This is a genomic window from Streptomyces sp. NBC_01261, from assembly GCF_036226385.1.
GTDB lineage: Bacteria > Actinomycetota > Actinomycetes > Streptomycetales > Streptomycetaceae > Streptomyces.
Map to the genome: position 1 here is coordinate 848087 of NZ_CP108463.1, position 24907 is coordinate 872993.

23 protein-coding genes are annotated in these 24907 nt (G+C 70.9%); 10 read left to right on the plus strand and 13 right to left on the minus strand.

The genetic code is table 11. From position 1 onward, the window contains the following. Positions 1 to 103: 103 nt before the first annotated feature. The 5 genes from OG226_RS03690 to OG226_RS03710 form a co-directional block, all read right to left on the minus strand. Positions 104 to 919, minus strand: coding sequence for a phosphatase PAP2 family protein (locus tag OG226_RS03690; protein WP_329347873.1), 816 nt, complete (start codon positions 917 to 919; stop codon positions 104 to 106). Continuing rightward, positions 920 to 1873 (minus strand): YihY/virulence factor BrkB family protein, encoded by a 954-nt coding sequence (locus OG226_RS03695; protein ID WP_329347874.1) that lies wholly within the window; start codon positions 1871 to 1873, stop codon positions 920 to 922. It lies immediately after the preceding gene. Further along, complete coding sequence (locus tag OG226_RS03700) at positions 1874 to 3631, minus strand: diacylglycerol kinase family protein (RefSeq protein ID WP_328675120.1); 1758 nt, start codon at positions 3629 to 3631, stop codon at positions 1874 to 1876. A gap of 227 nt (positions 3632 to 3858) precedes the next feature. Then, complete coding sequence (locus tag OG226_RS03705) at positions 3859 to 5904, minus strand: family 2A encapsulin nanocompartment cargo protein cysteine desulfurase (protein WP_329347875.1); 2046 nt, start codon at positions 5902 to 5904, stop codon at positions 3859 to 3861. Between the two features lie 2 nt (positions 5905 to 5906). Beyond that, the gene (locus OG226_RS03710; protein ID WP_328675122.1) at positions 5907 to 6845 is read right to left on the minus strand and encodes a family 2A encapsulin nanocompartment shell protein; all 939 of its coding nucleotides are present in this window, start codon (positions 6843 to 6845) and stop codon (positions 5907 to 5909) included. A gap of 186 nt (positions 6846 to 7031) precedes the next feature. Here OG226_RS03710 and OG226_RS03715 point away from each other — a divergent pair, with 186 nt between their 5' ends. Further along, the gene (locus OG226_RS03715) at positions 7032 to 7934 is read left to right on the plus strand and encodes a LysR family transcriptional regulator (protein ID WP_328675123.1); all 903 of its coding nucleotides are present in this window, start codon (positions 7032 to 7034) and stop codon (positions 7932 to 7934) included. 99 nt (positions 7935 to 8033) lie between these two features. Here the strand turns inward: OG226_RS03715 and OG226_RS03720 are convergent, their stop codons facing one another. The 3 genes from OG226_RS03720 to OG226_RS03730 all read right to left on the minus strand — a co-directional run bounded on the left by OG226_RS03720 (position 8034) and on the right by OG226_RS03730 (position 9649). Beyond that, positions 8034 to 8489, minus strand: coding sequence for an ATP-binding protein (locus OG226_RS03720; RefSeq protein WP_329347876.1), 456 nt, complete (start codon positions 8487 to 8489; stop codon positions 8034 to 8036). Positions 8490 to 8563: 74 nt separating this feature from the next. Then, positions 8564 to 8710 (minus strand): hypothetical protein, encoded by a 147-nt coding sequence (locus tag OG226_RS03725; protein ID WP_328675125.1) that lies wholly within the window; start codon positions 8708 to 8710, stop codon positions 8564 to 8566. A gap of 102 nt (positions 8711 to 8812) precedes the next feature. Beyond that, positions 8813 to 9649, minus strand: a complete 837-nt coding sequence (locus tag OG226_RS03730; protein ID WP_328675126.1) for a helix-turn-helix domain-containing protein — start codon at positions 9647 to 9649, stop codon at positions 8813 to 8815. A 111-nt stretch (positions 9650 to 9760) separates the two neighbouring features. Between OG226_RS03730 and OG226_RS03735 the strand changes: the two genes are divergently transcribed. Continuing rightward, positions 9761 to 10354, plus strand: a complete 594-nt coding sequence (locus tag OG226_RS03735; RefSeq protein WP_328675127.1) for an NADPH-dependent FMN reductase — start codon at positions 9761 to 9763, stop codon at positions 10352 to 10354. On the opposite strand, the gene OG226_RS03740 is transcribed toward OG226_RS03735, so the two are convergent. Then, entirely contained in the window at positions 10342 to 12648 is a 2307-nt protein-coding gene (locus OG226_RS03740; protein WP_329347877.1) for an FUSC family protein, read from the minus strand. The genes OG226_RS03735 and OG226_RS03740 overlap by 13 nt on opposite strands. Before the next feature lie 213 nt (positions 12649 to 12861). After that, a complete protein-coding gene (locus tag OG226_RS03745; RefSeq protein WP_329347878.1) occupies positions 12862 to 13311 on the minus strand; it encodes an ankyrin repeat domain-containing protein in 450 nt (149 codons plus the stop codon). 88 nt (positions 13312 to 13399) lie between these two features. On the opposite strand from OG226_RS03745, the gene OG226_RS03750 reads away from it, so the two are divergent. Next, positions 13400 to 14362 (plus strand): NAD(P)H-dependent flavin oxidoreductase, encoded by a 963-nt coding sequence (locus OG226_RS03750; RefSeq protein ID WP_329347879.1) that lies wholly within the window; start codon positions 13400 to 13402, stop codon positions 14360 to 14362. A gap of 46 nt (positions 14363 to 14408) precedes the next feature. On the opposite strand, the gene OG226_RS03755 is transcribed toward OG226_RS03750, so the two are convergent. The 3 genes from OG226_RS03755 to OG226_RS03765 form a co-directional block, all read right to left on the minus strand. Further along, the gene (locus tag OG226_RS03755) at positions 14409 to 15083 is read right to left on the minus strand and encodes a class I SAM-dependent methyltransferase (RefSeq protein WP_329347880.1); all 675 of its coding nucleotides are present in this window, start codon (positions 15081 to 15083) and stop codon (positions 14409 to 14411) included. Positions 15084 to 15162: 79 nt separating this feature from the next. Next, positions 15163 to 15990, minus strand: a complete 828-nt coding sequence (locus tag OG226_RS03760; protein WP_329347881.1) for a hypothetical protein — start codon at positions 15988 to 15990, stop codon at positions 15163 to 15165. A gap of 675 nt (positions 15991 to 16665) precedes the next feature. After that, positions 16666 to 17172: a cupin domain-containing protein gene (locus tag OG226_RS03765; protein ID WP_328675134.1), complete on the minus strand. Its 507-nt coding sequence runs from the start codon at positions 17170 to 17172 to the stop codon at positions 16666 to 16668. A 164-nt stretch (positions 17173 to 17336) separates the two neighbouring features. Between OG226_RS03765 and OG226_RS03770 the strand changes: the two genes are divergently transcribed. The 7 genes from OG226_RS03770 to OG226_RS03800 all read left to right on the plus strand — a co-directional run bounded on the left by OG226_RS03770 (position 17337) and on the right by OG226_RS03800 (position 24895). Continuing rightward, positions 17337 to 17801, plus strand: a complete 465-nt coding sequence (locus OG226_RS03770) for an RrF2 family transcriptional regulator (protein ID WP_328675135.1) — start codon at positions 17337 to 17339, stop codon at positions 17799 to 17801. Beyond that, positions 17798 to 18979, plus strand: a complete 1182-nt coding sequence (locus OG226_RS51505) for a DsbA family oxidoreductase (RefSeq protein WP_443044556.1) — start codon at positions 17798 to 17800, stop codon at positions 18977 to 18979. The genes OG226_RS03770 and OG226_RS51505 overlap by 4 nt, the downstream gene beginning before the upstream one ends. Positions 18980 to 19462: 483 nt before the next feature. Beyond that, positions 19463 to 21022 carry an ABC transporter substrate-binding protein gene (locus OG226_RS03780; protein WP_328675136.1) on the plus strand — a complete coding sequence of 520 codons (1560 nt, stop codon included), beginning with the start codon at positions 19463 to 19465 and terminating at the stop codon, positions 21020 to 21022. Positions 21023 to 21082: 60 nt separating this feature from the next. Beyond that, a complete protein-coding gene (locus OG226_RS03785; RefSeq protein ID WP_328675137.1) occupies positions 21083 to 22114 on the plus strand; it encodes an ABC transporter permease in 1032 nt (343 codons plus the stop codon). 2 nt (positions 22115 to 22116) lie between these two features. Further along, positions 22117 to 23016: an ABC transporter permease gene (locus OG226_RS03790; RefSeq protein WP_329347882.1), complete on the plus strand. Its 900-nt coding sequence runs from the start codon at positions 22117 to 22119 to the stop codon at positions 23014 to 23016. Continuing rightward, a complete protein-coding gene (locus tag OG226_RS03795) occupies positions 23016 to 24038 on the plus strand; it encodes an ABC transporter ATP-binding protein (RefSeq protein ID WP_329347883.1) in 1023 nt (340 codons plus the stop codon). Before OG226_RS03790 ends, OG226_RS03795 begins: the two co-directional genes overlap by 1 nt. After that, positions 24035 to 24895 (plus strand): ABC transporter ATP-binding protein, encoded by an 861-nt coding sequence (locus OG226_RS03800; protein ID WP_329347884.1) that lies wholly within the window; start codon positions 24035 to 24037, stop codon positions 24893 to 24895. The genes OG226_RS03795 and OG226_RS03800 overlap by 4 nt, the downstream gene beginning before the upstream one ends. The last annotated feature ends 12 nt before the right edge of the window (positions 24896 to 24907 follow it).

Consider the following 24907-nt stretch of genomic DNA (forward strand, 5'->3'; position numbering starts at 1 on the left):
GGCGCTACGTCCGGAGCCGGCTCTCCCACGGACGAGGTGCCCCGACGGCCCGCCCGACGCTCCTGCGGAACAACCCGGTCCGGGGATCCGACGCACTCGGTCGTCAGTCCTGTACGGATCCGTCGTGATGGTTCCGGACGGAGGAGCCGGGTTCGGGGTGGGCGCCGGTGAGTTCGGGCTCCAGGCCCTCGCTCAGGCCGGTGGGTCGACGGCCCGCGTCGGTGCGCCAGGCCTCGAAGGCCCAGGTGGTGAGGGCCACCACGGCGAGGCCCAGGAGCCAGCCGCCCACGACGTCGCTGAACCAGTGGACGCCGAGGGCGATCCGGGTGAAGCCGACACCGAGCACGGACACCACCGCGGCGGTCCAGCACAGCGCCCGCAGAGCGCGCGGCACCATGGGCAGCAGCACCAATAGCAGGATGGCGAACGAGGTGGTCGCGGTCATCGCGTGTCCCGAGGGGAAGGAGAATCCCGGCGCGTGCGCGACCGGGGCCTCCAGGGACGGTCGAGCCCGCTCGACCACCGTTTTGACCAGCAGCCCGATCAGTCCGCCGGCGGTGGCCGTCACGGCGGACCAGGCGGCGAGTCGCCAGGCCCGGCGGTACAGCAGCCACCCGGTCAGCAGCGCGACGATCGTCCGCAGGGTGACCGGGTCCCATACCCAGTCGGACAGGAAGCGCAGGACGTCCGTCCAGGCCGGGTGATCGAGCGCGGTCTCGTTCAACCGCCGTGCCGTGTCCGCGTCGAGACTCCGCAGGGGCTGCCACCGCCCCTCGACCAGCACGAGCAGCAGACCGAACGGAACAGCGGCTACGGCGGCGACGGCGACCGAACCGAGGAGATGGAGGCCGAATCTCCGGTCGGCCGCCCGACGGCGGCGGAGGTCGCTCAGTCGCTGGGCCGTGGCACGGACCACCATTCAGACTCCCGGGTCGGCTGTGATCGGGCCGGCCCTGAGCGCCCGCGCGGCCTCCAGCTGCGCGGCGAAGGACAGGCCCAGGAAGAGGGCGATGGACGTCAGGTAGGCCCAGAGCAGCAGGGACATGAAGGCACTGAGCGGGCCGTAGACCGTGTCGAAGGACCCGCTGATGTCCAGGTACAGGCTCAGCACCCAGGTCAGGGCCGTCCAAAGGACGAGGTAGACGGCGGCGCCGAAGGCCAGCCAGGTGTAGCCGGGCTGGCGGCGGCGGGGGGAACGGCGGAAGATCGCGCTGGCCGAGAGGAGGGCGAGCAGGAGGCCGAAGGGCCAGCGCAGGATCTCGCAGGCGGTCCTGGCGTCGCCGTCGAGGTGGTACACCGTCGCCGCCGCGGCGGCCAGGTCGCCGCCGGCCACCATCATGACGAACCCGAGTCCGAGCGGGATCCCTGCACTGAGGGACATCACGAGTCCGCGCAGGTACTTCTGGTGGAAGGGGCGGTCGCGTTCGTTGCCGTAGATCCGGTTGGCACCGCGTTCGATCTGGCACATCGCGGTGGTGACGTTGACCAGGGAGAACAGCAGGCCGAACCAGAGGGCGATCTCGTCGCCGTCGCCCGCGCTGTGGCGGCTGCGGTCCAGTGCGTCGTCGACGACGTCGGCGCTGGGGCCCTGCGCGATCCGGTGGATGGTCAGTTCGGCGAGTCTCCCGATGTTCTCCGTGTGCAGCGCGGTGGAGAGTCCGACGAAGGCGATGACCAGCGGGATCACCGCCAGCACCGTCTGCAGCGCGAGCGCGCGGGAGTGGCTGAAGCCGTCGGCGTAGCGGAACCGGACGAAGGAGTCGCGCAGCAGCGGCCAGCGGCCGTAGCGGCGGAGCGAGGCCAGGGCCTCGTCGGCCGAGAGGTCGTCGCCGGTCATGTCGCGGGTCTCGGGGACCTTGGTGGCGGTGCCCATTCACTTCTCCCGGGTGGGCAGCAGCACGGTCAGCGCGCCGGGGCTGACCTCGGCGGTGAGACGCCGGCCGTGGGACACCGGGTCGCCGTCGATTTCACGCGACTGCGGTACGGCGAAGGTGAGTTCGGCCCGCCGGAAGGTGCGGAACTCCACCGGTACTCCCTTCGTCCCGGTGCCTTCGGTGCCTTCGGGGACGAGCGTTTTCACGGTCGTGGGCCGCGTGTTCCGCCCGCGACCGCGTATCAGGATGCCCAGGGCGCGCATCCAGCCGCCGGGGCCGCGCGGGTCCAGGATCAGCAGGTCGAGCAGCCCGTCGTCGGGCCGGGCGGCCGGGAGGAGCGTCAGACCGCCTTGTACGGTGCCGACGTTGGCGAGGAGCACCATGCGGGCCGTGCGGTGCAGGACGGGCGCGTCGTCGAGCCGGACCGTGAGCCGCATCCGGGGTGTGCGCAGGGTGCCGACGGTGGCGAGTACGTAGGCGAGCCAGCCGACGGCGGACTTGGCGCGGTCGTCGGTGTGTTCCAGCATCGCGGCGTCGAGCCCGGCCCCGGACATCGCGGCGAAGTGGGTGGGGGCGAGGCCGTCGCCCTCGATGCGGCCGAGGTCGATGCGGTGCGGGGTGCCGGACAGGGCGGCGTCGAGCGCGGTGGCGGGGGTGAGCGGCAGGCCGAGGTTGCGGGCCAGCAGGTTGCCGGTGCCGCAGGGCACCACGACGAGGGGTACGCCGGTGCCGGCCAGGGCGTCGGCGGCTGCGCGGACGGTTCCGTCGCCGCCGCAGACCACGACCAGTTCCGCTCCGTCGCGGACCGCGCCGGCCGCCTGGCCGGTCCCGGGGTCGTCGGCGGTGGTCTCGATGAACTCCGGTGCGCGGTGGCCGTGTTGTTCCAGGATGCGCCGCAGTTTCTGGCGGGCCGCCGCGTCGGTCACCGTGGGGTTGAAGATCACGGCGGTGCTGCCGGGCTGGCGTTCCTGGGCCTGCGCGGTCGTGTCGGCGTGCCCGGTCCGCTGCGCGGGAACGGCGACCACGGAGCCGTCGGTGAACAGGGCGCGGCCGACGATCAGCAGGGACAGGGTGCCGTTGGCCAGTCCGCCGATCACGTCCGTGGGGTGGTGCATGCCCCGGTAGAGGCGGGAGACGCCGACGACCAGCGGTACGAGGAACAGCAGCCCGGCCAGCGGCCACCGCCACGGCCTGCGCACCCGGGACAGCACGAGCACCGCGAGTCCGGCGTAGAGCGCGGTGGCCGCGCCGGTGTGGCCGGAGGTGTAACTGGACGTGGGCGGGGAGGCGTCGAGGCGGTGCACGTGCGGGCGGGTCCGGTCCACCGACTCGGTGACGGCCAGGAACACCAGTGCCTGGAGCGAGACGGCGACGGCGAGGAAGACCGCCTGACGCCACATCGGCAGCCGGGGTACGAGCACCAGCGCCACGCAGCTCAGCAGGGTGACGGCGATCACCGTGAGGGTGTTGCCCGCCTCGGAGCCGAGGTACGAAAGGGTGGTGAGCGGGCCCGTACGGATCCGCTCGAACCCCTCGTCGACATGGTCCTCGACCGTCAGCGGCCACAGGTGCCGGGCCGGGCCCGTGATCAGGAGCCCGAAGCCCACGATCAGGGCGGCCTGACAGACGGTCAGTACGCCGATACGCGCCGCGGTACCGCCGGTACCGCGGGGCAGCACAGGCGACCGGCCCCGCCGGACCGCCTCGGATTCCTCCCCGGTCGCTCCTGCTGCTCTTCTCGGCACGGCGGTCGACATCGGGGCTCCCACGGGTCGGCGCCTCGCGGCGGTCCACGGTCGGGTGCCGTTCGCACCCGATCCATCGCCGTCTGCCCCCGAAGCCGGGGCGCAGACACCCGTTCACGTGGGAATCCACGAGCGCCTGCCTGGGGCACGCTGGGAAGGCGATCCTCCGGGACTTCACGCCGGTACGGCGGAGACCTCGGACAGGTCTCCGCCGTACCGGTTCAGGAGGTGCGTGCGGACTAGCGGCGCCCGCCTCGGCGGTCCGCGAGCCGGTGGACCGCCGCGATCAGCGTGTCCACCTCCCCGTGCGTGTTGTAGAAGGCGAACGACGGCCGGACGGTGGCCTCCAGCCCGTACCGGCGCAGGATCGGCTGGGCGCAGTGGTGGCCCGAACGGACCGCGATGCCCTCCTCGTTGAGCGCGGTGCCGACCTCGGCCGGCTCGTAGCCGTCGAGGACGAACGACACGATGCTCGCCTTGTTCGGGGCCGTGCCGACCAACCGGAGTCCGGGCACGCCGCGCAGGCCTTCGGTGGCGTGCTCGACCAGGGTGTGCTCGTAGGCGGCGATGTTCGGCAGGCCGATGCGCTCGACGTAGTCGATGGCCGCGGCCAGGCCCACCGCGTCGGCGATGTTGCCGGTGCCGGCCTCGAAGCGACCCGGCGGCGGCTGGTAGCTGGACTTCTCGAAGGTCACGTCGGTGATCATGTTGCCGCCGCCCTCCCACGGAGGCATGTCCTCAAGGACCTCCCGTTTGGCGTAGAGCACCCCGATCCCGGTCGGCCCGAACAGCTTGTGCCCGGAGAAGACCAGGAAGTCCGCGTCCAGCGCCCTGACGTCGATCGGCAGGTGCGGGACCGACTGCGCGGCATCGACCAGGACGCGTGCCCCGGCGCGGTGTCCGAGCTCGATGATCTGCTCGACCGGTACGACGGTGCCGAGCGCGTTGGACATCTGGGTGACCGCGACCAGCTTGGTCCGCTCCGACAGGAGCGCGGTGTACCGGTCGAGCAGCAACTGGCCCCTGTCGTCGACCGGGATCACCTTGATCACCGCACCGGTCTGTTCCGCCAGCATCTGCCAGGGCACGATGTTGGCGTGGTGCTCCAGATGGGAGAGCACGATCTCGTCGCCCGCGCGGATGTGCGCGGGACCCCATGCCTTGGCGACCAGGTTGATCGCCTCGGTGGTGCCACGGACGAACACGATCTCCTCGGCGGAACCCGCCCCGACGAACCGGGCGACGGTCTTCCTGGCACCCTCGTAGGCGTCCGTCGCCCGGGCGGCCAGTTCGTGCGCCGCCCGGTGGATGTTGGAGTTCTCCCGCGAGTAGAACTCGACCAGCCGGTCGATCACCGCCTGCGGTTTCTGCGTGGTCGCGGCGTTGTCCAACCAGATCAGCGGACGGCCGTTGACCAGCTCGGACAGGATCGGGAAGTCCCGACGGACCGCCTGCACGTCGAAGGCCGGGTGCTGGTCGAGCCGCGGTCCCGACGGCGCGCCGGGCACGTCGGGTTCCTCGACGAAGTAGTACGGCGCGGTCGTCACCGTCGGCGACATCAGCCCGGGAAGCGGCGGCAGCCCGAGGTGCCCGAAGCCGGGAAGCTCCGGCGCCCGGGCGGGGTACCCGGGTGCCTCGGTGAGGAAGTAGTACGGCCCGGGGTCCGGGAGTCGGGCCGGTGCGGACGGCGAGGGCGCGGACGGCGGTCCCGGTGGCACGGTCGGGACCGGTGACTCCGGAGTGGATCCGGCGCCGCCGGGCGCGCCCACGGCATAGGGGCTGGTCATGAACGTGGCCGGGGCGCTGGTCGGTGGCGGCCCGGACGGCGGGCTCATTCCGGCGGTCGGCGCCGGAGGCGGCGGGTCCATGGACGGCAGGCCGGTCGGCACCGGAGGAAGCGGTTCCGCGGTCGGCACGCCGGTGGACACCGCGAGAGCGGATTCGGCAGCGGGCGGGCCGGTTGGCACCGCGGGCGCGAAATCCGCCGTCGGCGCTCCGGCCGGGTGGGCAGGGAACGGGCCGGGGGCCGGCGGACCGGCGGGCACCGAGGGAGCGGACTGTGCGGCCGACGGCCCCGCAGAAGCTGTAGGAGAAGAGTCCGCGAGCGGCAGGCCGGTGGGCGTCGGCCATTCCGGCCGGCCGTCGAAGGCCGGATCCGGTGCCTCCGTGTCCGCCGGTTGCCCGGGGAGTGCTCGGAAGAACTCCCCGGCCATCCGGCTCAGCGTCTCCTCGTCCGGCAGCCACGCGGGGGCGGCTTCGTTACCGGTGGTCGGGGGCGTTGTCATGGTTACCGGTAACTCGGCGCGTAGTCATGGAACTTGTCCACCTCGACGTCGTCCAGCACGGCGAGGGCGTCCTCGGTGAGTACCGCGAGCGAGCAGTACAGGGAGATCAGGTAGGAGGCGATGGCGCTGCGGTCGATCTGCATGAAGCGCACCGACAGGCCCATCCCCTGTTCGCCCGAGAGCCCGGGCTGGAACAGTCCGACCACGCCCTGGCGCGACTCGCCGGTGCGCAGCAGGATGAACTTCGTCCTCCCGTTCTCCAGCGGGACCTTGTCCGACGGGATGATCGGCAGACCGCGCCAGGTCAGGAACTGGGAGCCGAACATGCTCACCGTGGCCGGCGGTACACCGCGCCGGGTGCACTCCCTGCCGAACGCGGCGATCCCCTCGGGGTGGGTGAGGAAGAAGGCCGGCTGCTTCCACACCTTCGTGATGAGGGCGTCCAGGTCGTCCGGCGTCGGCGGCCCGGTCATCGTGGAGATCCGCTGCGTCTCCGCCGCGCTGGCCAGCATCCCGTACTCCGGGCTGTTGATCAGCTCGCCCTCCTGATGCTCCTTCACCGCCTCGATGGTCAGCCGCAGTTGCTGTGCCGTCTGGTTGTGCGGGCTGGAGTACAGGTCGGAGATCCGGGTGTGGAGGTCAAGGACCGTCTGGACGGCCTTGAGCCGGTACTCCCGGGGTTCCCGTGCGTAGTCGACGAAGGTGTCCGGCAGCGGCGCCTCGTCGTAGTTGTCGCACTCGATGCGCACCGACTCGGGATGAACGACCTTGTTCACCCGGTAGATGCCGGCTTCGACCGGGACCCAGGACATCAGATGCACCAGCCAGCGAGGCGTGATGGAACTCATCTGGGGAACGGTCTTGGTGGCGTTCGCGAGGGTTCGCGCCGCGCTGTCGCTCACCGACATCGATCGCGACGGCGGGTTCACAGCCGTGGTCATGCGGCATCTCCTTTCCGCGCCCGGAGACCGGGCACGCGTGACGGGGTGAGATCACCGGCGGTCACCGACGGGAAGGTGTGCGGCCGCGATCTCTCGCACCCACTATCGATTCACCGTCGCAGTAGGTCCGGTAATGGTCCAATGCGTGTTTTCGAGGCCGTCATCGACGCGGTCTATGATTCGCGAATGATCGACTTGAGTCGGTTGCGTGTATTGGTCGCCGTCGCCCGCGAGGGTTCGATCACGGCCGCCGCCGAGGCACTGCACTACGCGCAGCCGTCGGTGAGCCACCAACTCGCCAAGCTCGAAGCCGAGGTCGGGATGCCGCTGTTGCAGCGGATGGGGCGCGGTATCCGGCTCACCGAGGCCGGCCGGCTGCTGGTGGACCGCGCCGAGTCGATCCTCGCGCAGGTCGAGTCGGTGCACGCCGAACTGGACGAGCTGGCCGGGCTGCGGACCGGCCGGGTCCGACTGGCGGCTTTTCCCTCGGCGTTGGCCACCCTGGTGCCGCTCGCCGCCGCCCACGTCTCCGACCGGTATCCCGGCATCGAGCTGACCTTGCGGGAGGCCGAACCACCGGACGCGCTCAACGCCCTGCGCAACAACGACGTCGACGTGGCGCTGATCTTCGAGCACGGCGACCCGCCGCAGCGCGATCGCCGCGACACCACGATGACACCGCTCCTCGACGAACCGCTGTACGTGGTCACACCGGCCGACCGCTCCTGGGACGGCTCCGGGACCGACCTGGCCACCTATGCCGACACCCGCTGGATCGCCGGGTGCGAACGCTGCCGCGAGCATCTCGTCGCGGCCTGCGGGCGGGCCGGGTTCTCGCCGATCGTCGAGTTCGAGACCGACGACTACGTCGCCGTACAGGCACTCGTCGCGGCCGGACTCGGCGTGAGCCTGCTGCCCGGACTCACCCTCCTCGCCAACCGGCACCCGGGTGTCCGACTGCACCGCATCGACGGCATGCGCAGACAGGTCGCTGCCGCCGTCTACGGCAAGCCGCCCGCGTCCCAGCCCGCCCAAGTGCTCCTGGACGCCCTTGCCGCGACCCTCACCGAACCGGAATGGCCGTCCTGACGACACGCGCGAGTGCGGAGCGCGCTTCAGCGGCGATCGTCCCTGAAGCCGTCGCGTGCTCAACTGCCCTGTCCGGCAGGGCTGTTGGGCGAAGGCGAGTCAGTCCCGCGGCGGCACCGACGGTTCAGCCGCCCGCGGCCCCGCGTCGGGTACGTGGAAACAGGCACTGACCGACTTGCCGTGGCGACAGAGATGCGACTCCCAGGTGTCGGCCACCGCGTCCACGAGGAACATGCCGCGTCCGCCGAGCCGATCCGTGCTGGCCTCGCGGGGAGTGGGCAGGACGGCGGACTTGTCGTGCACGGAGACGTGCAGGCAGTGGTCGTCGCACGTCATCACCAACTGGGCGCTGCTGTGGGCGTGCCGGTGCGCGTTGGTCACCAGCTCGGAGACGGTGAGCAGTACGGCGTCCACCGTTTCCGGAGCGGTGGTGGTCCAGTCCAGCCCCTCAAGATGTCCGCGCGCCCAGTCCCGGGCCGATTTCACTTCACTGTCCAACGGAAGTGTGCGGGCCCAGCCCACCGCCCGGAGTGACGAACCTTCCACAGCGATCATTCCTCCTTCGGTCGCGTGTTCCGCTCAGCGGACAGCGGGCCTCCCCCGGCCGCACGAGCGCGAAGCCGACGTGCTCAACGGCGGCCACGAAGTCTGCCCAACAACCGCCGGGCCTGGGCCTGGCGGCGCGGGTCGGCGGCGGCTCGCCGTACCTGTTCCACGGTGCGTCGCCCCTGGGGACTCCTGGCGAACCGCTTGATGCGTTCAACTACGCCCGACATGACGCTCCTTCTCCTCAAAGCACCGTGCTCGTCGCTGTCTCGACTACCCCCGCCCCGTCGACTCAGCCCTGCTACCTGGTACTTCCGAAGTGCCGAGGTGTGTCAGGAGATGACCCGAAGCCGCCCGTGGGACCCGCGGCGGAGGTGGTCGAGGGCCTGCGCAGTGCTGTCGTCCGCAGGCAGGAGGACGATCAACTGCTGGGCGTCCGAGGGGAGTTCGAGCGTCTCGCGGAGCAGTCGGAGGTCGCACCCGGACGGGTGGCCGAGGCGGAGCGCCCCGCGTCGGGGAACCACGTGCCGGTTCAGGCGGCGGGTGAAGTCGGGGCCGGCGACGCGGGCGAGTTCCGTGGTGAACCACTCGGAGTTCTCCACGGACGGCCCGAGCCACAGGTCGAAGGCATGTTCGTCCGCGATGTCGTCCCAGTCGGTGAAGAACGTCCGCGCGCGGGGGTCGGTGAAGACGTAGCGCGTGAGGTTCGGTGCATCGGCGTCGAGCAGTCCGGTTCCGCGTGTCACCGTCTCGTAGCCGCTGGTGTGGGCGAGGACGTCGCCCAGCCGGTTGGTGACCATGGCGATGCCCGGTTCCAGCAGGCGGAGCGTCTCCAGGACCGACGGGCGGACCTCGCGGCGCGGCGGCGCGGGTCGCGTGTGGGCGGAGCATTCGCCGCCGGTGATCTTCGTGAGGTAGCGCAGGTGGTCGCGCTCCGACGGGTTGAGGCTGAGCGCGTCGGCGAGCGCGTTGACCACCGCCACCGAGGGATTGCGGTCGCGGCCCTGTTCGATGCGGGTCAGGTACTCGACGCTGATGCCGGCCCGCGCGGCGAGATCCGATCGCCGCAGCCCCGGTGACCGGCGGCGGCCGTGATCGGGCAGGCCCAGCGACTGCGGCTGGACGCTGTCTCGCGTGGTCCGGATGAAATCCCCCAACGGCGAACCCATAGCGTGAGTTTACGGCGCCCCCGGCACCCGTGGAGTGCTCAGCGTGGCCCTGCGGGGGCCAGCCTGAGCACGGTCTGGCTGGGATTCCGGTGCGGTCCGATCGTGGTGGGCATGGAGAACAGACCCCAGTTGGTGATCATCGTCGGAAGCACGCGCGAAGGACGGTTCGGCCCAAAGGTGGCCTCGTGGGTCGAGGAACAGGTCGGCCCACACGACGTCTTCGAAGCGGAGGTAGTCGATCTGGCCGCCGTCGACATCCCGTTGGCGCTGCCCGCGGCCTCGCCGAAGTACGCCGGCGACGACTACCCCCGCCCGGCCGGGATGACCGCACTGACGTCGGCCCTGACGCGGGCCGACGCCTTCATCGTGGTCACGCCGGAGTACAACCACAGCTACCCCGCGTCATTGAAGGCGGCCGTCGACTGGCACTTCACCCAGTGGGCGGCCAAGCCCGTCGCCTTCGTCAGCTACGGCGGTGCCGCGGGCGGCCGGCACGCGGTGCTGCACCTGGAGAACGTACTGACCGAACTCCACGCGGTGACGATCCGCGACGGCCTCTCCTTCCCGAACTGCTTCACGGCGTGGGAGGACGGTCGTCCGCTCGATCCCCAGGCCCCTGTGTACGCCAAGACCGTGCTCGACCAGCTGGCCTGGTGGGCGGTGGCACTTCGGTCGGCGCGGGCGGCCGTTCCCTACCCGGGGTGAGCGGCCGGTTCGCTCGGCTTCGCCGCGGCTGCCAGGCCGGGCTGCAGGCGGCGGGCCGCGTTGAGGTGGTCGGCGGTCCAGATGATACGGACGGCTGTCGCCGTGGCGTGTCCGTCGTCGCCGCGCAGGTCACGGCGGAGGGAGTGGACCAGCCGTGCCTCCTCGTCGGGGTCGCGTGCGAGCGGCGCGGGCACGGCGGTGTGCCGGCCGAGGCCGACGGCCAGGTCGCGGTACCAGTCGGCCAGCCGGCCGACGGTGTCGAGCAGGGTGAGCCGGGCCTCGGAGCGGTCGGGTTCCATCGGTTCCTCACCGCCGTTGCGCTGCCACAGTTCCAGTACCGCGTCCGAGGCGAGACGCAGTCCTACGATCCCGGTGACCAGGGTGGTCATGTCGGACAGCCGCACCGGCTTGGCGCCGCGTTCGGCGAGGTAGCTGCGGAAGGCGTCGTCGAGCCGGCGGGCCGCGGCTGCCGCCTGACGGCCCGCCTCCACCGGGGCATCGGTCGGAATGCAGCCGATGCTGCAACGGCTCGCCGCGTACTCCACGGCGTCGGCCAGGTAGCGGGCACTCTCGGTGTACGCCGCCGACAGCGCCTGCTCCACGGCGGCTGCCGCGCCGCGCGGCCAGAAGAACAGGCCCACCAGGACGCTCACCCCGCAGCCGAGGGCGATGTCCTCGATCCGCAGCAGCACGATGTGCCAGTCGGGGTTCTGGCCGATGTTGAACAGGATGACCAGGGTGACGGTGAAGGCCGCCTGGCCGGCCGCGAACGAGATGGCGGCGGGCGCGATGCCGGCGACCAGCACGGCGACGGGGAGCAGGAACCAGAGCACGGTGCTGTGGTGCCCGATGAGCTGGAGCAACCCGGTCCCGATCAGCGAACCGACGAGCGTGCCGCCCAGGGCCCGGAGCGCGTTCTGCCCGGTGTTGAGCGCGTTGGAACGCAGCACCGACAGGGTTCCCAGCAGGATCCAGAACGAGTGCTGGACACTGGTCACGTTCGCCAGGGCCACCGCGATACCGAGGCCGAGCGCCCCCCGGAGACTGTTGTGCAGCCACACCGAGCGCGGCTCCAGGTGTGCGGCGGCGCGCTCTACGGCGGAGGCCAGCGGCTGGGTCAGTGCGCCGGGTTCCGTGCCCAGCAGGCGCTCGGGCCAGCTGCGGCGCTCGGCGGCCGCGGCCAGGTCCACGTTGCCGGCGATCTGGAGGGTGGCGTACCCCAACTCCTGTGCGCGGAACGACAGGTCGAGGGTTTCGATGAAGGCGCGGACCTCCGCCTCCGTGCCGGGCTTCGGCCGGTGCACGGGGAGTCGGTGGGTGGCGCGGAGTTCCATGCCGTCCATGGCCGTACGCAGGTTCACGAGGGCTGCGCGGAGGGCGTCGGGCGCGCTGCGCGGGGCGTCGAGGATGTCGGCCGCCTCGTCCAGGGCCGTGGCCGCCGCACGACGTACGGCGTGCGCGTCCGCGTCGCAGGCACCTCGGTTCTCCAGTGGCGGGCCGCTGTCCGCGACGATGGCGCTCAGCCAGGTCAGCTCGTCGACCAGCCGGACCAGAGCGCGGGAACCGGCCGACAGACCTGTGGGCCGGTAGAGCGTGGCGTCGAAGGCGGTACGCAGGTCCGCCGCCGCGGCGGCGGCCCGACCGGCGGTCACCTCGCACTGCCGGTCGGTGGCCGCGTCCGGCCCGCCGTCCAGCCACGACGCGTCGGTCCGCAGTTGCTGCGCCGCCGCGCGGCAGACCCGGGCGGCGGGTGCGCTGAGCGGGTCCGCGGCGGGCCGGGGCCACAGCAGCGAGATCGCGAGCATGGCGGCAGCCGCGGCGAGGCCCGCTCCGGCGAGCCGTTCGGGCAACTGGGACAGCGGGGCGGGCGAGGTCACCGGGAGGATGAAGGCCAGCAGCAGCGCGGTCGTCGCGCCCGCGAGAACGGAGCTGACCACACCCGAGAAGAGCACCAGGAAGCCGACCACGACCATGACGGTGACCGCGAGCCAGGTCGTCGGCGCCACCAGCGAGCCGAGACAGATGAGGACCACCCAGGCCACGGCCAGACCCACGTGCGCCCGCAGCCGCTGCACCATGGGTCCGGTGAACTCCACCAGCAGGAGCATCGAGAACGACCCGAACGCCGCGTAGGTCGCCATCGTCGGGGAATGCAGTACCTGGCCGCACAGGGCGAACAGCGCGGGCATCACCAGCGCGGTGCGCGCGGCCCGGCGGGTCGCCACCAGCCCGGCATCATGGTCGCGCAACCAGGCGGGGATCCGCCCGGGCAGCTCACGCCAACGTACGTCCATACGCTCGCGCACCTCCTGTCGGCACAGCACCCACATGCCCCGCCGTTCACGAGTATCCGGCATACACGGTCCGCCGTGCCGCGCCGGGTGCGCGTCGACCAACACCCGGCGCAACCGGTGGGCACCATGCGTGGCCGGTTTAGCCCGGGCCCGCGCGAGCCTGGCCCGCCCACCGGATCCTTCGAGGCCACGGTCACGATCCCGACCGGCAACTCACCCAGTACGTTGCGACCGCCGTCCGCAGTCCGCACCGGCGCCCGCGGCCGTGAGGAGGGCGGCTGTCTCGGGATGGGGACCGTTGCTCGCCCAGTCCAAGGGCGACCAGCCTTCGCCGTGGTCTTCCCGTACGTTCGGATCGGCGCCGTGTGCCAGCAGTTCGCGCACCGTGTCGACGTGCCCCCAACACGCGGCCGCGCACAACGGCGTGCCCTCCGCGCCGATTCCGCTGCTCTCGGTGTCGGGGGAGGCACCGGCCGCCAGGAGCAGCCCCGCGATCACGGCCTCTCCGTTCACCGCGGCGGCGTAGAGAGGTGTGGTGCCCTCGCTGTCGGCTCGCTCCGGGTCGATTCCGGCGCGCAGTACCGCAGTCACAACGGCGGTGTCACCTCCCTGTATTGCTCCGAAAAGACGTCTGGAGAGCTTCTTCCGCTGCCGCTGGTTCACGGGCCGAGACTAGGGTGAGCTGCGAGGCAGAGCCACTCATGTCCGCCGCACTTCCACCTCATGTGCCGGCAAGGGGATGATGACGGCCATGGCCCTGTCGACGGCGTTCACGAAGCTGTTCGGTGTGCGACACCCCATCGCGCTGGCCCCGATGGGCGGGTCGGCAGGCGGTGCGCTGACCGCGGCCGTCTCCCGGGGTGGTGGGCTGGGGCTGCTGGGCAGCGGGAACGGTGAACGTGACTGGCTGGCCCGCGAGTTGGCCATCGTCGCCGAACAGACCACGGCGCCCTGGGGAATCGGCTTCCTCACCTGGCAGATCGATATCGACGCGGTCGAACACGCCCTGTGGCACAACCCCGTTGCCGTGATGCTGTCCTTCGGCGATCCGAGCCCGTTCGCCGAACGAATTCGCCGGGCAGGTGCGGCGCTGATCATTCAGGTGACCGATCTGGAGGAGGCCAGGCGCGCGGTGGACCTGGGCGCCGACGTCGTCGTGGCGCAGGGATCCGAGAGCGGCGGGCACGGTGCCCGGCACGGTCGTTCCACCCTGCCGTTCGTGCCGGTCGTCGTGGATCTGGCGGCTCCCGTACCCGTACTGGCCGCGGGCGGCATCGCCGACGGCCGCGGCCTGGCCGCCGCGCTCGCCCTGGGAGCCGCCGGAGCACTCATCGGCACCCGCTTCCAAGCCACCACCGAAGCCCTGGTCAGCCCGTCGGTCAGCACCGCCATCATCCAAGCGCGCGGCGAAGACACCGAGCGCAACAGCATCCTCGACATCGCCCGAAACTCCCCCTGGCCGAGGAAATACACCGCCCGCACCCTCGGCCACCCCTTCCTCGACGAATGGCGCGGCCGGGAGACCGAACTCACCACCGACCCCCACGCCCAGCACGCCTACCAAGTCGCCCTGTCCCAGGGCGACATACCCTCACTCCCCGTATGGGCCGGCGAAGCCGTAGACCTCATCAACGACCTGCCGTCCGCAACCGACCTCGTCAACTCCCTTGCCACACAGGCGGAGGACGCACTCGCCCGCGCCGGGAAGGGGTGAGCGGACCACACCGGATCAGATCGGACCGGGAGTCGCCTCCGCCGGATCAGCCCTGAGGAGCCTCAAGGAGGAATTGGATCCCCAACGACTCGTGGCCGTTCATCGTGGACACGGTGATGGTTCGGGTGCCGATGGTTTCGAAGTCGGCGAGCAGTGTGGTGAGCCATTGCCGGGAGTGGTGGCGGCAGACCGCGCCGTCGTCGGTCTCGAAGACGCCGTAACTGCCGTAGAAGGTGGCGTAGTTGTTGTAGCGGCTACGGTTGCGTTCGTCGTCCTGCAGGAGGAAGTCGCTGATGTAGAGGAATCCGCCGGGCTTGAGGATGCGGTGCAGTTCGGCGATCAGGCGGCGTTGGGACTCGTCGCCGGGGATGCAGGTCAGCACGGCGAAGAGGAGTATCGCGTCGAATTCGGCGTGCGGGGTGGGCCAGGTCGGCGGTGTGTCGAGAGTGGTGAAGTGCTTTGTGGGGTGCAGGTGTTGGGCCCGTTTGATCATTTCCGGTGAGGTGTCGGCGCCCGCCAGGTTGGTGAAGCCGTGCCGTTCGAGTTCCGCCATGGTGCGCCCGTAGCCGCATCCGTAGTCGAGAATCGCGGCGTGCCTGCTGATCCCGTGCAGCCAGGGCAGGTGGAGTGGGTGGGTGAACGTCTTCGTCGCCGCGGCGGCGTTCCAGTAGGGGATCTGGCTGTTCGGGTCGGGCGGATACCCATGTGACCGTGGCCGCACGACCGCTCCCTTCAATCGCCCTGAGGATCGCACTGGTTGGGAATGTTCCCCGTGGCCGTCGTGTCGTATCCCCGACACGTCACACATCGCCCTCGCTCAGAATTCCGTACATCCGCGTGCGCCGCAGTACGGGGTTCGCGGCGGCGGCGTCGGCGACGTCAGGGGTCGGGTCCGAGAGGAGTTGGTGCAGCAGGGCGTCGGTCGCCTGGGGGTGGCGGGCGACCCCGCGGCGGAGGAACGGCTCGGGTATGGCGGCGAGTTGGTGGAGCACGGTCACGGGCAGTTCGGTGTCCCGCAGGGCGACGTAGCGGACGCGTGGGTCCGGTTCGGCGGCGAAGGTGCGGAGCGTGTCGCGTGGGAAGTCGGGGTGTTCGACGAGCGGTGGCCGGATGTGGCATTCGTCGCCGTGGGCACGGACGAGACGTTCCAGGACTTCCGGTGGTGTGTCCGGGCGGCGTGCCGCGGTGCGGCGGACTTCGATGTCCGGGTCGCTGTCCAGCCGGCGCCACGCCTCCTCCGGCAGGTCCCGGCAGGTCGCCAGTACGCGTCGGAACACCGGCTGGCGGCAGTTCAGGTAGCTCAGCCGCTCGTCGAGGGGCTCTTCGCGCAGCCAACTCGGTTCGGTGAAGCTCCAGTTGAGGGCTATGCAGGCTTTCGTACTTCCAGCCTCGCGCTCAGCTTCCACGAGCGCGTACAGCCGGTTCCGGGTGTCGGCGTCCACGTGCCGGCTCTGCGCGATCGCCACGCGCACGTTCGGGTCGTCGACGTCCAGGAGACGGGCGACCATGTCTGCGGACAAGTGCGGGTTTCCGGATACGAGCTCCCGGATCTCCTCGTCCTCGGTTCGCATCAGCTCGGTGAACCGGTCCGGCGTCAGCGGAACGCAGTGCGCCACGTTGGCCCGCACGGCCGGGTCGGCGATACATCGCTCCGTCCATTCCGGTGGGACGCCCGGTTGTGGCCGCACGCTGGCGGCTGCTCGGACCTGCGGATCCGGATCGGCGAGCAGTGCGGCCTGGACCGCCGTCGGGCGGTCGTGCCAGGCTCGTGCGACCGCGGCACGGAGCCTAGGATCCCGTGCGCCGGCAAGCGCCGTTCGGGGTTGGCCGTAGGCCTCCTCCAGGTCGGCGATGCCGATCCCACCTCGCGGTCCACCATGTGCCGAACGAAGTCCGAGTGCGCGTCACGGATCGCCGGATCCGGATGCTCGGCGATCCTGCGGCGCATCTCGGGAGAGATCCGGTCTCGTCGAAGCACCGCCGCGGTTCCGCTGCCGTCGTGTGTCAACAGGGCCTCGGCCACGGCATCCGCCAACTGCCCGTCGCGCAGCGCCAGTCCGTGCCGACCGGCCGGGTGCGCGGCCAGGCGGACCAGAACGTCCTGGGGAGCTGCCGGGTCGCGCGCCGGCCCGGAGAGTCGCGGATGGCCGAGGGATGTCATGCGGTCAACCCAGTTGGCCCCCAGTCAGCCCCTCGTCAGCCTTGTGCGCGGGCCTTCCCCGCTGGCAGGAGTAGCCAATTGACCACGTTCAGAGGCGAGTTGGCAGGCCCCTCGACCTCAACTCCACGCCACCGCCGCCCCCTCAGGCATCCCCCGCGCCCAGCACATACAGCCCCGGAAGGTTCACCACGATCGCCTCCTGCGTGCTCCGCGCGATCACCACCACCGCCTCTTCCGCCGGGTCCGGGTTCTCCTCGCGGTGCGGTACGAACGGCGGGACGAAGATGTAGTCGCCCGGGGACGTGCGCAGGCGGATCTCCTCCGGCTGGGGGCCCGTGTCGTCGAGGAAGACGAACTCGGGGTGGCCGCTCACCACGTAGATGGCGGTCTCGGATTCGCCGTGGTGGTGGTCGGAGGACGAGGTCGAGGGGGCCACGTGGGTCTGGCCCATCCACAGTTTTTCGGAGCCGACCGTCTTCCCGCTCACCGCGGCGAACCTGCGCATGCCGCCGCTCTGTGCGGTGTCGCCGTCGAGGGCGTCGGCCCGGACGTGGTGCAGGCGGGTGCGCAGGGGGGCTGTCGACTGCCCTGCGGCGTCGTGGAGATGGGGGTGGAAACCTTCGCCGGGGGTTGTCAACGGCTCGCTCATGGTTGGCGACGCTAGAACCGCCCCGGAAAGGATGTCAAGAGGTGTCCATTGTCCTTCACCTGCGGCAATGTTCCCGCAATGTACGAGGGGACGGATGCGTGGAACGCGTGAGGGGAACCCGTGGAAGCCCTCGTCACCCGGCCCGTGTCGGGCATCATGTGCGCATGCATATTTCCGCGAAGGCGGACTACGCCACGCGGGCCCTGTTGGAGCTCGCCTGCGAACCTGCCCGTCCGCTCACGTGCGAGGCGATCGCCTCCTCGCAGCAGATCCCGTTCCGGTTCCTGAAGTCCGTCGTGGGCGAGTTGCGCAGAGCCGGTCTGGTGCGCAGCCAGCGCGGCTGCGAAGGCGGGTACTGGCTCGGCCGGCCCGCCGACGAGATCACGCTCCTGGACGTAGCCCGCGCGGTGGACGGTGAGTTGATCACCCTCCGCAGCGAACCCCTGGCCGCACTCGACTACCCCGGCCCCGCCTCCGGCCTGCCCGGGGTGTGGCGCCGGATCGAGGCCGAGGCCGCCGCCGTCCTGGGTGGCACGACCCTGGCCACCCTGCTGCCCGCCACGACGGACGGACCCGCGCCCCCCAAGCACGCCCCGGGCGAGCACCTCACCCGCCAGGGAGCCGCATGACCACCGACACCGACACGAACGCCGACGCCGTAACAGATCAACCGCCCCTGGAAATAATCGAGTTCACCGACCCCCTGTGTCCCTGGGCCTGGGGATCCGAGCCCGTGTTCCGCCGCCTCCGCGCCGCCCTGGCCGGCCACAGCCACGTCCGCTGGCGCCGCGCCTACTGCATCCTCTTCGACCACGACGACGACCCCGCACCCGACCCCGCCGCGGAAACCGCCTGGTACTCCCGCTACGTCGAGGACATCAGCGCCCACACCCACGCACCCCGAGCGCTACGGCTGCGCCGCGTCGCCGCGAGTTCCTGGCCGGCCTCGCTGCTCGCCAAGGCCGCCGAAGCGCAGGGTGCGCAGGTCGCCGATCGGGTGCTACGGCGGCTGCGGGAGAGCGTGTTCGTGCTCGGGGAACCCGCGGACACCCCCGAGTCGGCGCTGGCCGCGGTGTCGGGCGTACCCGGTCTCGATGCCGCCCGGCTCGCGGCCGACGCGGCGTCGCCGGAAGTGCTGGCGAAGGTACGCGCCGACCGTGCCGAGGCGCGCCGCCCCGTCGACGAGGTGCTGTCGGTGCGGGGTCGCGACTCGCCGCATCCCGGCACCGCCAAGGAGACCCCCGACGGCCAACACCGTTACGCCCTGCCGACGTTGCTCGTACGCACCGCCGGCGGAGACCACTGCGCCGTGCCCGGCTGGCGACCGTACGAGGAGTACGTCTCGGCCATCAACGAGCTGAGCCCCGGGCTGCTGTCCATGCCTACGACGCCGAACTCCGGGCTGCGCCCCATGCCCACGACGCCCAACTCCGGACTGCCGCCTACGCCCACAACGGTGAACCCCGGGCAACCGCCCGCGTCCCCGCCGCCGCACCCGACAAAGGCCCCCGCGCCCACAACTCCGGCCCCGGGACCGCCACTCCGGCCCACGCCACCGGCCCCGCAACCGCTGCCCGGACCGGCCCCTCTGGACACCACGGCAGCCCTCGCCCACTACCGCACCCTCACGGACCCGGAGCGCACCCTGCTGACCACCGGCGGCCCCTGGCCCCCACCCGCCGCCGTGCGCATCGACACCGCCAACGGCCCCCTCTGGCTGCACCCGGACGAAGCCGCGGTACACCCCGCCACCACTCACTCCCCTCCCTGCCCCGCTCCCTCCACCACACCCCCCGTCCCCCGCTAGCCCTCTGATCTGCACTCAGCGATCGTCCCGCCGAATGAGACACCAATTGGTGTCCATTGACAGCCGCCGACAGCTGCCCCCAGGATGTGCAGCATGCTCACGACGCACCCCGGTGTGGTGTGCCGCTACGTGGACCTGCGGCGCACCTGCAGCGCTCTCTGTCGCTGACCCGCCGACTCCGGCCCACAGGCGCCTGACCCCGCTCCCGTAGGCACCGGCACTCCGCCGGTTCGCCGCCCAGCGCCGTCTCCTCGCGCGCCCCTCGCGTTTCGTCGCCTCCTCTGCCTCCCTCCGTGTCCCGGGCCCTCCCCCGCGATCCGCCGACGCCTCCTGCCCTGGGCGCGGCATGCCCCCGTGCGTATCGAAGCCGCACCGGCATGTCCGCCGTCCCGGTCTCCATGGTGTCCGGACCCCGGGTGTGCCGCCCTCGCCTCCTTTCCGCTGCCCCGGCGCGGCCGGGAGCCCTCGAAGAAAGAAACGAAGATGTCCGGACGACTCACGCCCCGCACCGGCCGGGCGGCCTTCCGCCCCGGCAAGCTGCGCGCCGCCGCCCTGGGTACCGCCCTCGCCACCGTGCTCGTCCCCGCCCTCAGCGCCTGCGGCGGCGACGCCTCGACGGCCAGCGGCGGCGCCACGCTGAAGTGGGCCTCCTCCTACTTCCCCGCCCACTGGGACCCGGTCGTCAGCGGCAGCGGCGCCCAGTTCCGTGAACTCGCCCTGGTCTACGCCTCGTTGACCCGTACGGACGCGACCGGCAAGGCCGTGCCCGACCTGGCCAAGAGCTGGGAGTACAACGCCAAGGGCGATCAGATCACCTTCCATCTGCGCCCGGGCCTCAAGTTCAGCGACGGTACGCCGGTCGACGCGTCCGCCGTGAAGGCCGCCATCGTGCGCGCCCAGAAGCAGAAGAACTCGGCGCTCTTCGGCGACCTCACCTCCATCAAGTCGGTGGACGCCAACGGGCTGGACGCGGTGCTCCACCTCAGCCAGGTCGACTACCAGATCCCCCAGCTCCTCGGCGAGCGCGTGCTCCAGATCGCCAGCCCGAAGGCAGCCGCGTCGCCCACCAAGCTGGACCAGAACCCGGTCGGCGCGGGGCCGTTCACCGTCACCCAGCTCGTCCCGGGCACCAAGGTGCTGCTGAAGAAGAACCCCGACTACTGGGACGCCAAGGACATCCACATCGACAACGTCGAACTGACCTCGGCCCCCGACGCGGCGACGGTCGTCTCCGGACTCCAGACCGGCGTCTACAACTTCGCCGACATCGCGCCCAGCCAGGCCGAGGCCGCCAAGAAGGCCGGACTCGACGTCTTCGTACAGCCCGGCTTCAACGCCTCCAACATCAGCCTCAACGTCAACAAGGCGCCGTTCAACAACGCCAAGGTCGTCGACGCGGTCCGCTACGCGATCAACCGCCAGGAGTTCGTGGACAAGCTGACCTTCGGCTACGGCTCGGTCACCAACCAGCCGTTCCCCAAGGGCTATGTGGCCTACGACCCGCAGTCCGCGAACGACTACGCCTACGACCCGGCCAAGTCGAAGCAGCTGCTGTCCGAGGCCGGTTACAAGGCGGGCCAGATCAAGCTCAGCCTGGTCATCCCGGCGGAAGACCCCTCGGCGGAGATCGTCCAGGCACAGTTGGCGAAGGTCGGCATCACCGTCGACATCAAGGTGGACAAGAACTGGGCCACCCCGTTCTTCGCGAAGAACCTGACGCTCTCCATCTACGGGACGACGGGGCGTGACTCCGCCGCACAGACCCTCACCGCGCACTTCGGTCCGAACGGCCCGCTCAACCTCAGTACGCCGTACGAGCCTTCGGGCTTCGAGGCGGCCATCGCCAAGGTACGCCAGACCCCGCTCGACTCACCCGACTACGCGAGCGTCCTCCAGGCGGCGACCCGGGCCGGTCTGCGGAGCAAGGCACTGGTCTTCACCTACTCCTCGCCCAACCTCATCGCGAAGAGCAAGTCCATCTCCGCCCTGCCCAAGAACCCGGCCCACATCGATTGGACCGGCGTGACCATCGGCTCCAATTGACGCTCCGTCACATCCCTTGCAGGCACCACCCGTACAGCCACTACAGAGAGGGGGCAAGCCATGACGACGACGGAGGCACCGGCCACACCACCCGACGTCCGTCACCGGATCGCCACGACCGGGACGCGGCATACCGTGGGCCGCGTCCTGGTCACCCTCGCCCGGTCGATCGCGATCTTCGTGCCCGTGTTCCTGGTCGCGACGTTCGTGACGTTCGCGCTGCGGTCACTGAGCGGGCTCAGCCCGGCGCGGATCCAGCTGGGCGAGGAAGCAACTCCCGAGGCGGTAGCCAGAGTTGAGGCGCACTGGGGCCTCAACCGGCCCTTCCTGGTCCAGTACGTGGACTGGCTGGGCGGGGTCCTGCACGGGCAGCTCGGCACCAGCTGGACCAACGGCGCCGACATCTCCACCCTCATCGGCCTCGGCCTGGGTGTGAGTCTGTCGGTGGCGATCTTCGCGCTGATCATCGGCGTGGTCGCGGGCTTCGCCCTCGGCACGGTCGCCGCACTGCGCCGTACGACCTGGATCGACCGCGCGATCACGGGCTTCGTCACGGTCATCTCGGTGATGCCGGCCTTCGTCGTCGGCATCGTGCTGGTCGCGGTGTTCGCCGTCGGACTGCATGTGTTCCCGTCCGCCGGATACGTCCCGGCCGCACAGGGGGTCGGGCCCTGGCTCGCACATATCACCCTGCCCGCCGTCGCGTTGAGCTTCGACGTCATCGCCGACGTCGCCCGCCAACTGCGGACGAGTCTCATCGCGGCCTACCGCGAGAACTACGTGACGGGCGCGGTCGTACGAGGACTCAGTCCACGGCGGATCTTCTTCGGGCACGTGCTGCGCAACGGCCTCGGCCCGGCGCTCGCCACCCTCGGTCTGAAGTTCCCCACCCTCGTCGGCGCCTCCGTCGTCACCGAGTGGATCTTCGGGCTCCAGGGCTTCGGCCGGTTCGCCAACGACTCCGCCCAGGCCGGTGACGTACCGGCCGTCCAGGGGGTCCTCGTGGTGTCGATCGTCCTGGTCGTCGTCTTCAACCTGATCGTCAACCTGGTGCTGGCACGTGTGACGCCGGCGTCCCAGCGGGGGGTGTGACCATGGTGCGCCGCGTGCTCTCCCTGACGTCCGGCCGGATCGCCCTGGTGATCCTGACCCTGATCGCCCTGCTCGCCGTCCTCGGGCCGTTCATCGCGCCCCACGACCCGCTGGCCACCAGCTCCGACACCCTCGCCGAAGCGTCGGGCGCGCACTGGCTCGGCACCGACTACCTCGGCCGCGACGTGCTGAGCCGGTTGCTCGACGGCTCCCGGGTCAGCGTCCTCGGCTCGCTCGAAGTCGCCCTCACGGCACTGGGCGTCGGGGCCGTCCCCGGCATCCTGTCGGTCTACTTCGGCCGGGTCTTCGAGTGGGTCACCCTCCGGCTGACCGACACCCTGGTCGCCCTGCCCTTCCTGCTGTTCGCCGTCGCCGTCGTCGCACTGCTCGGCAACGGCATCACCCAGGCGATGCTGGTCACGGGGGTGCTGGTCTCCCCGCTGTTCTACCGGGTGGCCCGCGCCGCCACGCTGGCGGTGGCCCGATCGCCGTACGTGGAGGCCGCGTTGATCTCCGGGGCGTCGATCGGGTGGATCGTCCGCAGGCACGTGTGGGTCAAGGTGCTGCCGCCGATCGCGGTCGCGCTCGCCCAGACCATCGGCGTCGGTTTCGTCATCGTCTCGACGCTGACCTTCCTGGGCATCGGCGTCCAGCCGCCCGCGCCCACCTGGGGCGGCCTGCTCGCCTCGGACCTCGGCTATCTCACCCAGAAGCCCTGGGCGCCACTGGTCCCGGCTCTCCTGATCATGGTCACCGTCTGGGCCTGCAACCTGCTCGCCGACGCGATCCGCGACGTCTCCGGGGAGGCGGGCCGCGCCCTGGTCAACAACCGCAAGGCGCGCGCCAATCGACTCGCCGCGACCGACCCCGACCTCGCTCACGTCCACGCCGGAGGTGCGTGATGGCAACTCTCTCCGAGAAGGTCCTCACCCAGGCCGAGCAGAACCGTAGTTCTGTAGTCGAGAAGCCCGACACCAAGACTGCCACTGCCACTGCCACTGCCACTGCCACTGCCACTGCCACTGGTCCGACCGAGCCCGTCCGCGAGGCCTCCCCGTCGACGCCCGTCCTGTCCGTGCGCGACGTCCGCATCAGCGACCGGGCCGCCGGCCAGGAGATCGTCCACGGCGTCACCTTCACGCTCACCCCCGGCAAGGCCGTCGGCATCGTCGGCGAGTCCGGCAGCGGCAAGACCCTCACCTGCCGGGCCACCCTGGGTATCCTGCCCGCCCACTTCGAGGTCACCGACGGCTCGATCGAGATCGACGGCCAGAACATCTCCGGGCTCTCGTCGGCCCAGTGGACGGCCCTGCGCGGCGCCACCATCAGCGCCGTCTTCCAGGACCCGGCCTCGTATCTCAACCCCTCGATCCGCGTGGGCGCCCAGATCGCCGAGGTCCTCAAGGTCAAGAAGGGACTCAAGCGACGCGAGGCCCGTCGGCAGGCGATCGACCTGCTCCACGCGGTACATCTGCGCGACCCGGAACTGGTCTACAGCCAGTACACCTACGAACTCTCCGGCGGCATGCTCCAACGCGTCCTCATCGCCGCCGCGATCGCCGCCGACCCACGCATCCTCATCGCCGACGAGGCCACGACCGCGCTCGACGTCACCGTCCAGGCAGAGATCCTCGACCTGCTGGCCGACCTGCGCGAGCGCAGAGGCCTGGCACTCGTCCTGGTCTCCCACGACCTGGCCGTCGTCGCCCAGCTCTGCGACGAGGTCCTCGTCATGCGGCAGGGCGAAGTGGTCGAACAGGGCCCGACGCACGAGGTGTTGCACCACCCGCGGCACGAGTACACCCGGCTGCTGATCGCCGAGCACGAGCAGTACGGCCTGGACAAGTTCCTCGGCACGGACGCCGTGGAGCCCGAGCGGACCGACGCCCTGGATGCCGTAGACGCCGTAGAGGAGGACGCGTGAGCACCGACCGCCCGGCGTCGCAGCCCGCCGAACCCACCCGACCCGTTCTGGACGTCAGCGACTTGGAGGTGCACTACGGCCTCCGCCGGCGCCGCCGCCAGGCCCTGAACCGGGTCTCCCTGAGCATCGCCCAGGGCGAGACCGTCGGCATCATCGGCGAGACCGGCTCCGGCAAGTCGACGCTCGCGCGGGCCGTGCTCGGCCTGGTCCGTGCCTCGGCCGGCTCGATCGTGATCGACGGGGAGGAGGTGAGCGCGTACGGCCATCGCCAGTGGCGCGCGTTGCGCCGACGCGGTGTCATCCAGTACGTCTTCCAGGACCCGCTGCGCAGTCTCGACCCGGACGTGACGGTCGAGGCGTCGCTGGCCGAACCCCTGCTCATCCAGGGCGTGTCCCGGCAGGAGGCGGCGACCCGGGTGCGCGCGTTCCTCGACCGGGTACGGCTCTCCCCCGAGCTGCTCGACCGGCTGCCCGGCGAGTTGTCCGGCGGTCAGCGTCAACGGGTCGCGGTGGCGCGGGCGTTGGTGACCGAACCACGTCTCGTGATCCTCGACGAGCCGGTCAGCGCGCTCGACTCCGCCAACCGCGTCCAGATCCTGCAGATCCTCAAGGAACTCCGCGCCGACGGAGTCGCCCTCGTCTTCATCTCCCACGACCTCGGGTCCGTCGCCGGGGTCGCCGACCGCATCGCCGTGCTGTACCAGGGCGAGTTGGTCGAGGTCGGCGCCACCGCCGACGTCATCAACCAGCCCCAGCACCCCTACACGCGCCTGCTCGTCCGCTCCGCGCCCACCCTGCACAACGCGGCGGCGGACCGGGCCGAACGCGACGCCCTGCGCGCCCTTCTCCACGCCTGACACACCCTCAAC

Coding starts and splice junctions, on each gene's coding strand:
- OG226_RS03710 (WP_328675122.1), bottom strand. CDS start 6,845: ATGACCACGGCTGTGAACCCGCCGTCGCGATCGATGTCGGTGAGCGAC.
- OG226_RS03695 (WP_329347874.1), bottom strand. CDS start 1,873: ATGGGCACCGCCACCAAGGTCCCCGAGACCCGCGACATGACCGGCGAC.
- OG226_RS03770 (WP_328675135.1), top strand. CDS start 17,337: ATGCATATTTCCGCGAAGGCGGACTACGCCACGCGGGCCCTGTTGGAG.
- OG226_RS03735 (WP_328675127.1), top strand. CDS start 9,761: ATGGAGAACAGACCCCAGTTGGTGATCATCGTCGGAAGCACGCGCGAA.
- OG226_RS03725 (WP_328675125.1), bottom strand. CDS start 8,710: ATGTCGGGCGTAGTTGAACGCATCAAGCGGTTCGCCAGGAGTCCCCAG.
- OG226_RS03715 (WP_328675123.1), top strand. CDS start 7,032: ATGATCGACTTGAGTCGGTTGCGTGTATTGGTCGCCGTCGCCCGCGAG.
- OG226_RS51505 (WP_443044556.1), top strand. CDS start 17,798: ATGACCACCGACACCGACACGAACGCCGACGCCGTAACAGATCAACCG.
- OG226_RS03690 (WP_329347873.1), bottom strand. CDS start 919: ATGGTGGTCCGTGCCACGGCCCAGCGACTGAGCGACCTCCGCCGCCGT.
- OG226_RS03795 (WP_329347883.1), top strand. CDS start 23,016: ATGGCAACTCTCTCCGAGAAGGTCCTCACCCAGGCCGAGCAGAACCGT.
- OG226_RS03700 (WP_328675120.1), bottom strand. CDS start 3,631: ATGTCGACCGCCGTGCCGAGAAGAGCAGCAGGAGCGACCGGGGAGGAA.
- OG226_RS03785 (WP_328675137.1), top strand. CDS start 21,083: ATGACGACGACGGAGGCACCGGCCACACCACCCGACGTCCGTCACCGG.
- OG226_RS03765 (WP_328675134.1), bottom strand. CDS start 17,172: ATGAGCGAGCCGTTGACAACCCCCGGCGAAGGTTTCCACCCCCATCTC.
- OG226_RS03740 (WP_329347877.1), bottom strand. CDS start 12,648: ATGGACGTACGTTGGCGTGAGCTGCCCGGGCGGATCCCCGCCTGGTTG.
- OG226_RS03705 (WP_329347875.1), bottom strand. CDS start 5,904: ATGACAACGCCCCCGACCACCGGTAACGAAGCCGCCCCCGCGTGGCTG.
- OG226_RS03720 (WP_329347876.1), bottom strand. CDS start 8,489: ATGATCGCTGTGGAAGGTTCGTCACTCCGGGCGGTGGGCTGGGCCCGC.
- OG226_RS03750 (WP_329347879.1), top strand. CDS start 13,400: ATGGCCCTGTCGACGGCGTTCACGAAGCTGTTCGGTGTGCGACACCCC.
- OG226_RS03730 (WP_328675126.1), bottom strand. CDS start 9,649: ATGGGTTCGCCGTTGGGGGATTTCATCCGGACCACGCGAGACAGCGTC.
- OG226_RS03780 (WP_328675136.1), top strand. CDS start 19,463: ATGTCCGGACGACTCACGCCCCGCACCGGCCGGGCGGCCTTCCGCCCC.
- OG226_RS03790 (WP_329347882.1), top strand. CDS start 22,117: ATGGTGCGCCGCGTGCTCTCCCTGACGTCCGGCCGGATCGCCCTGGTG.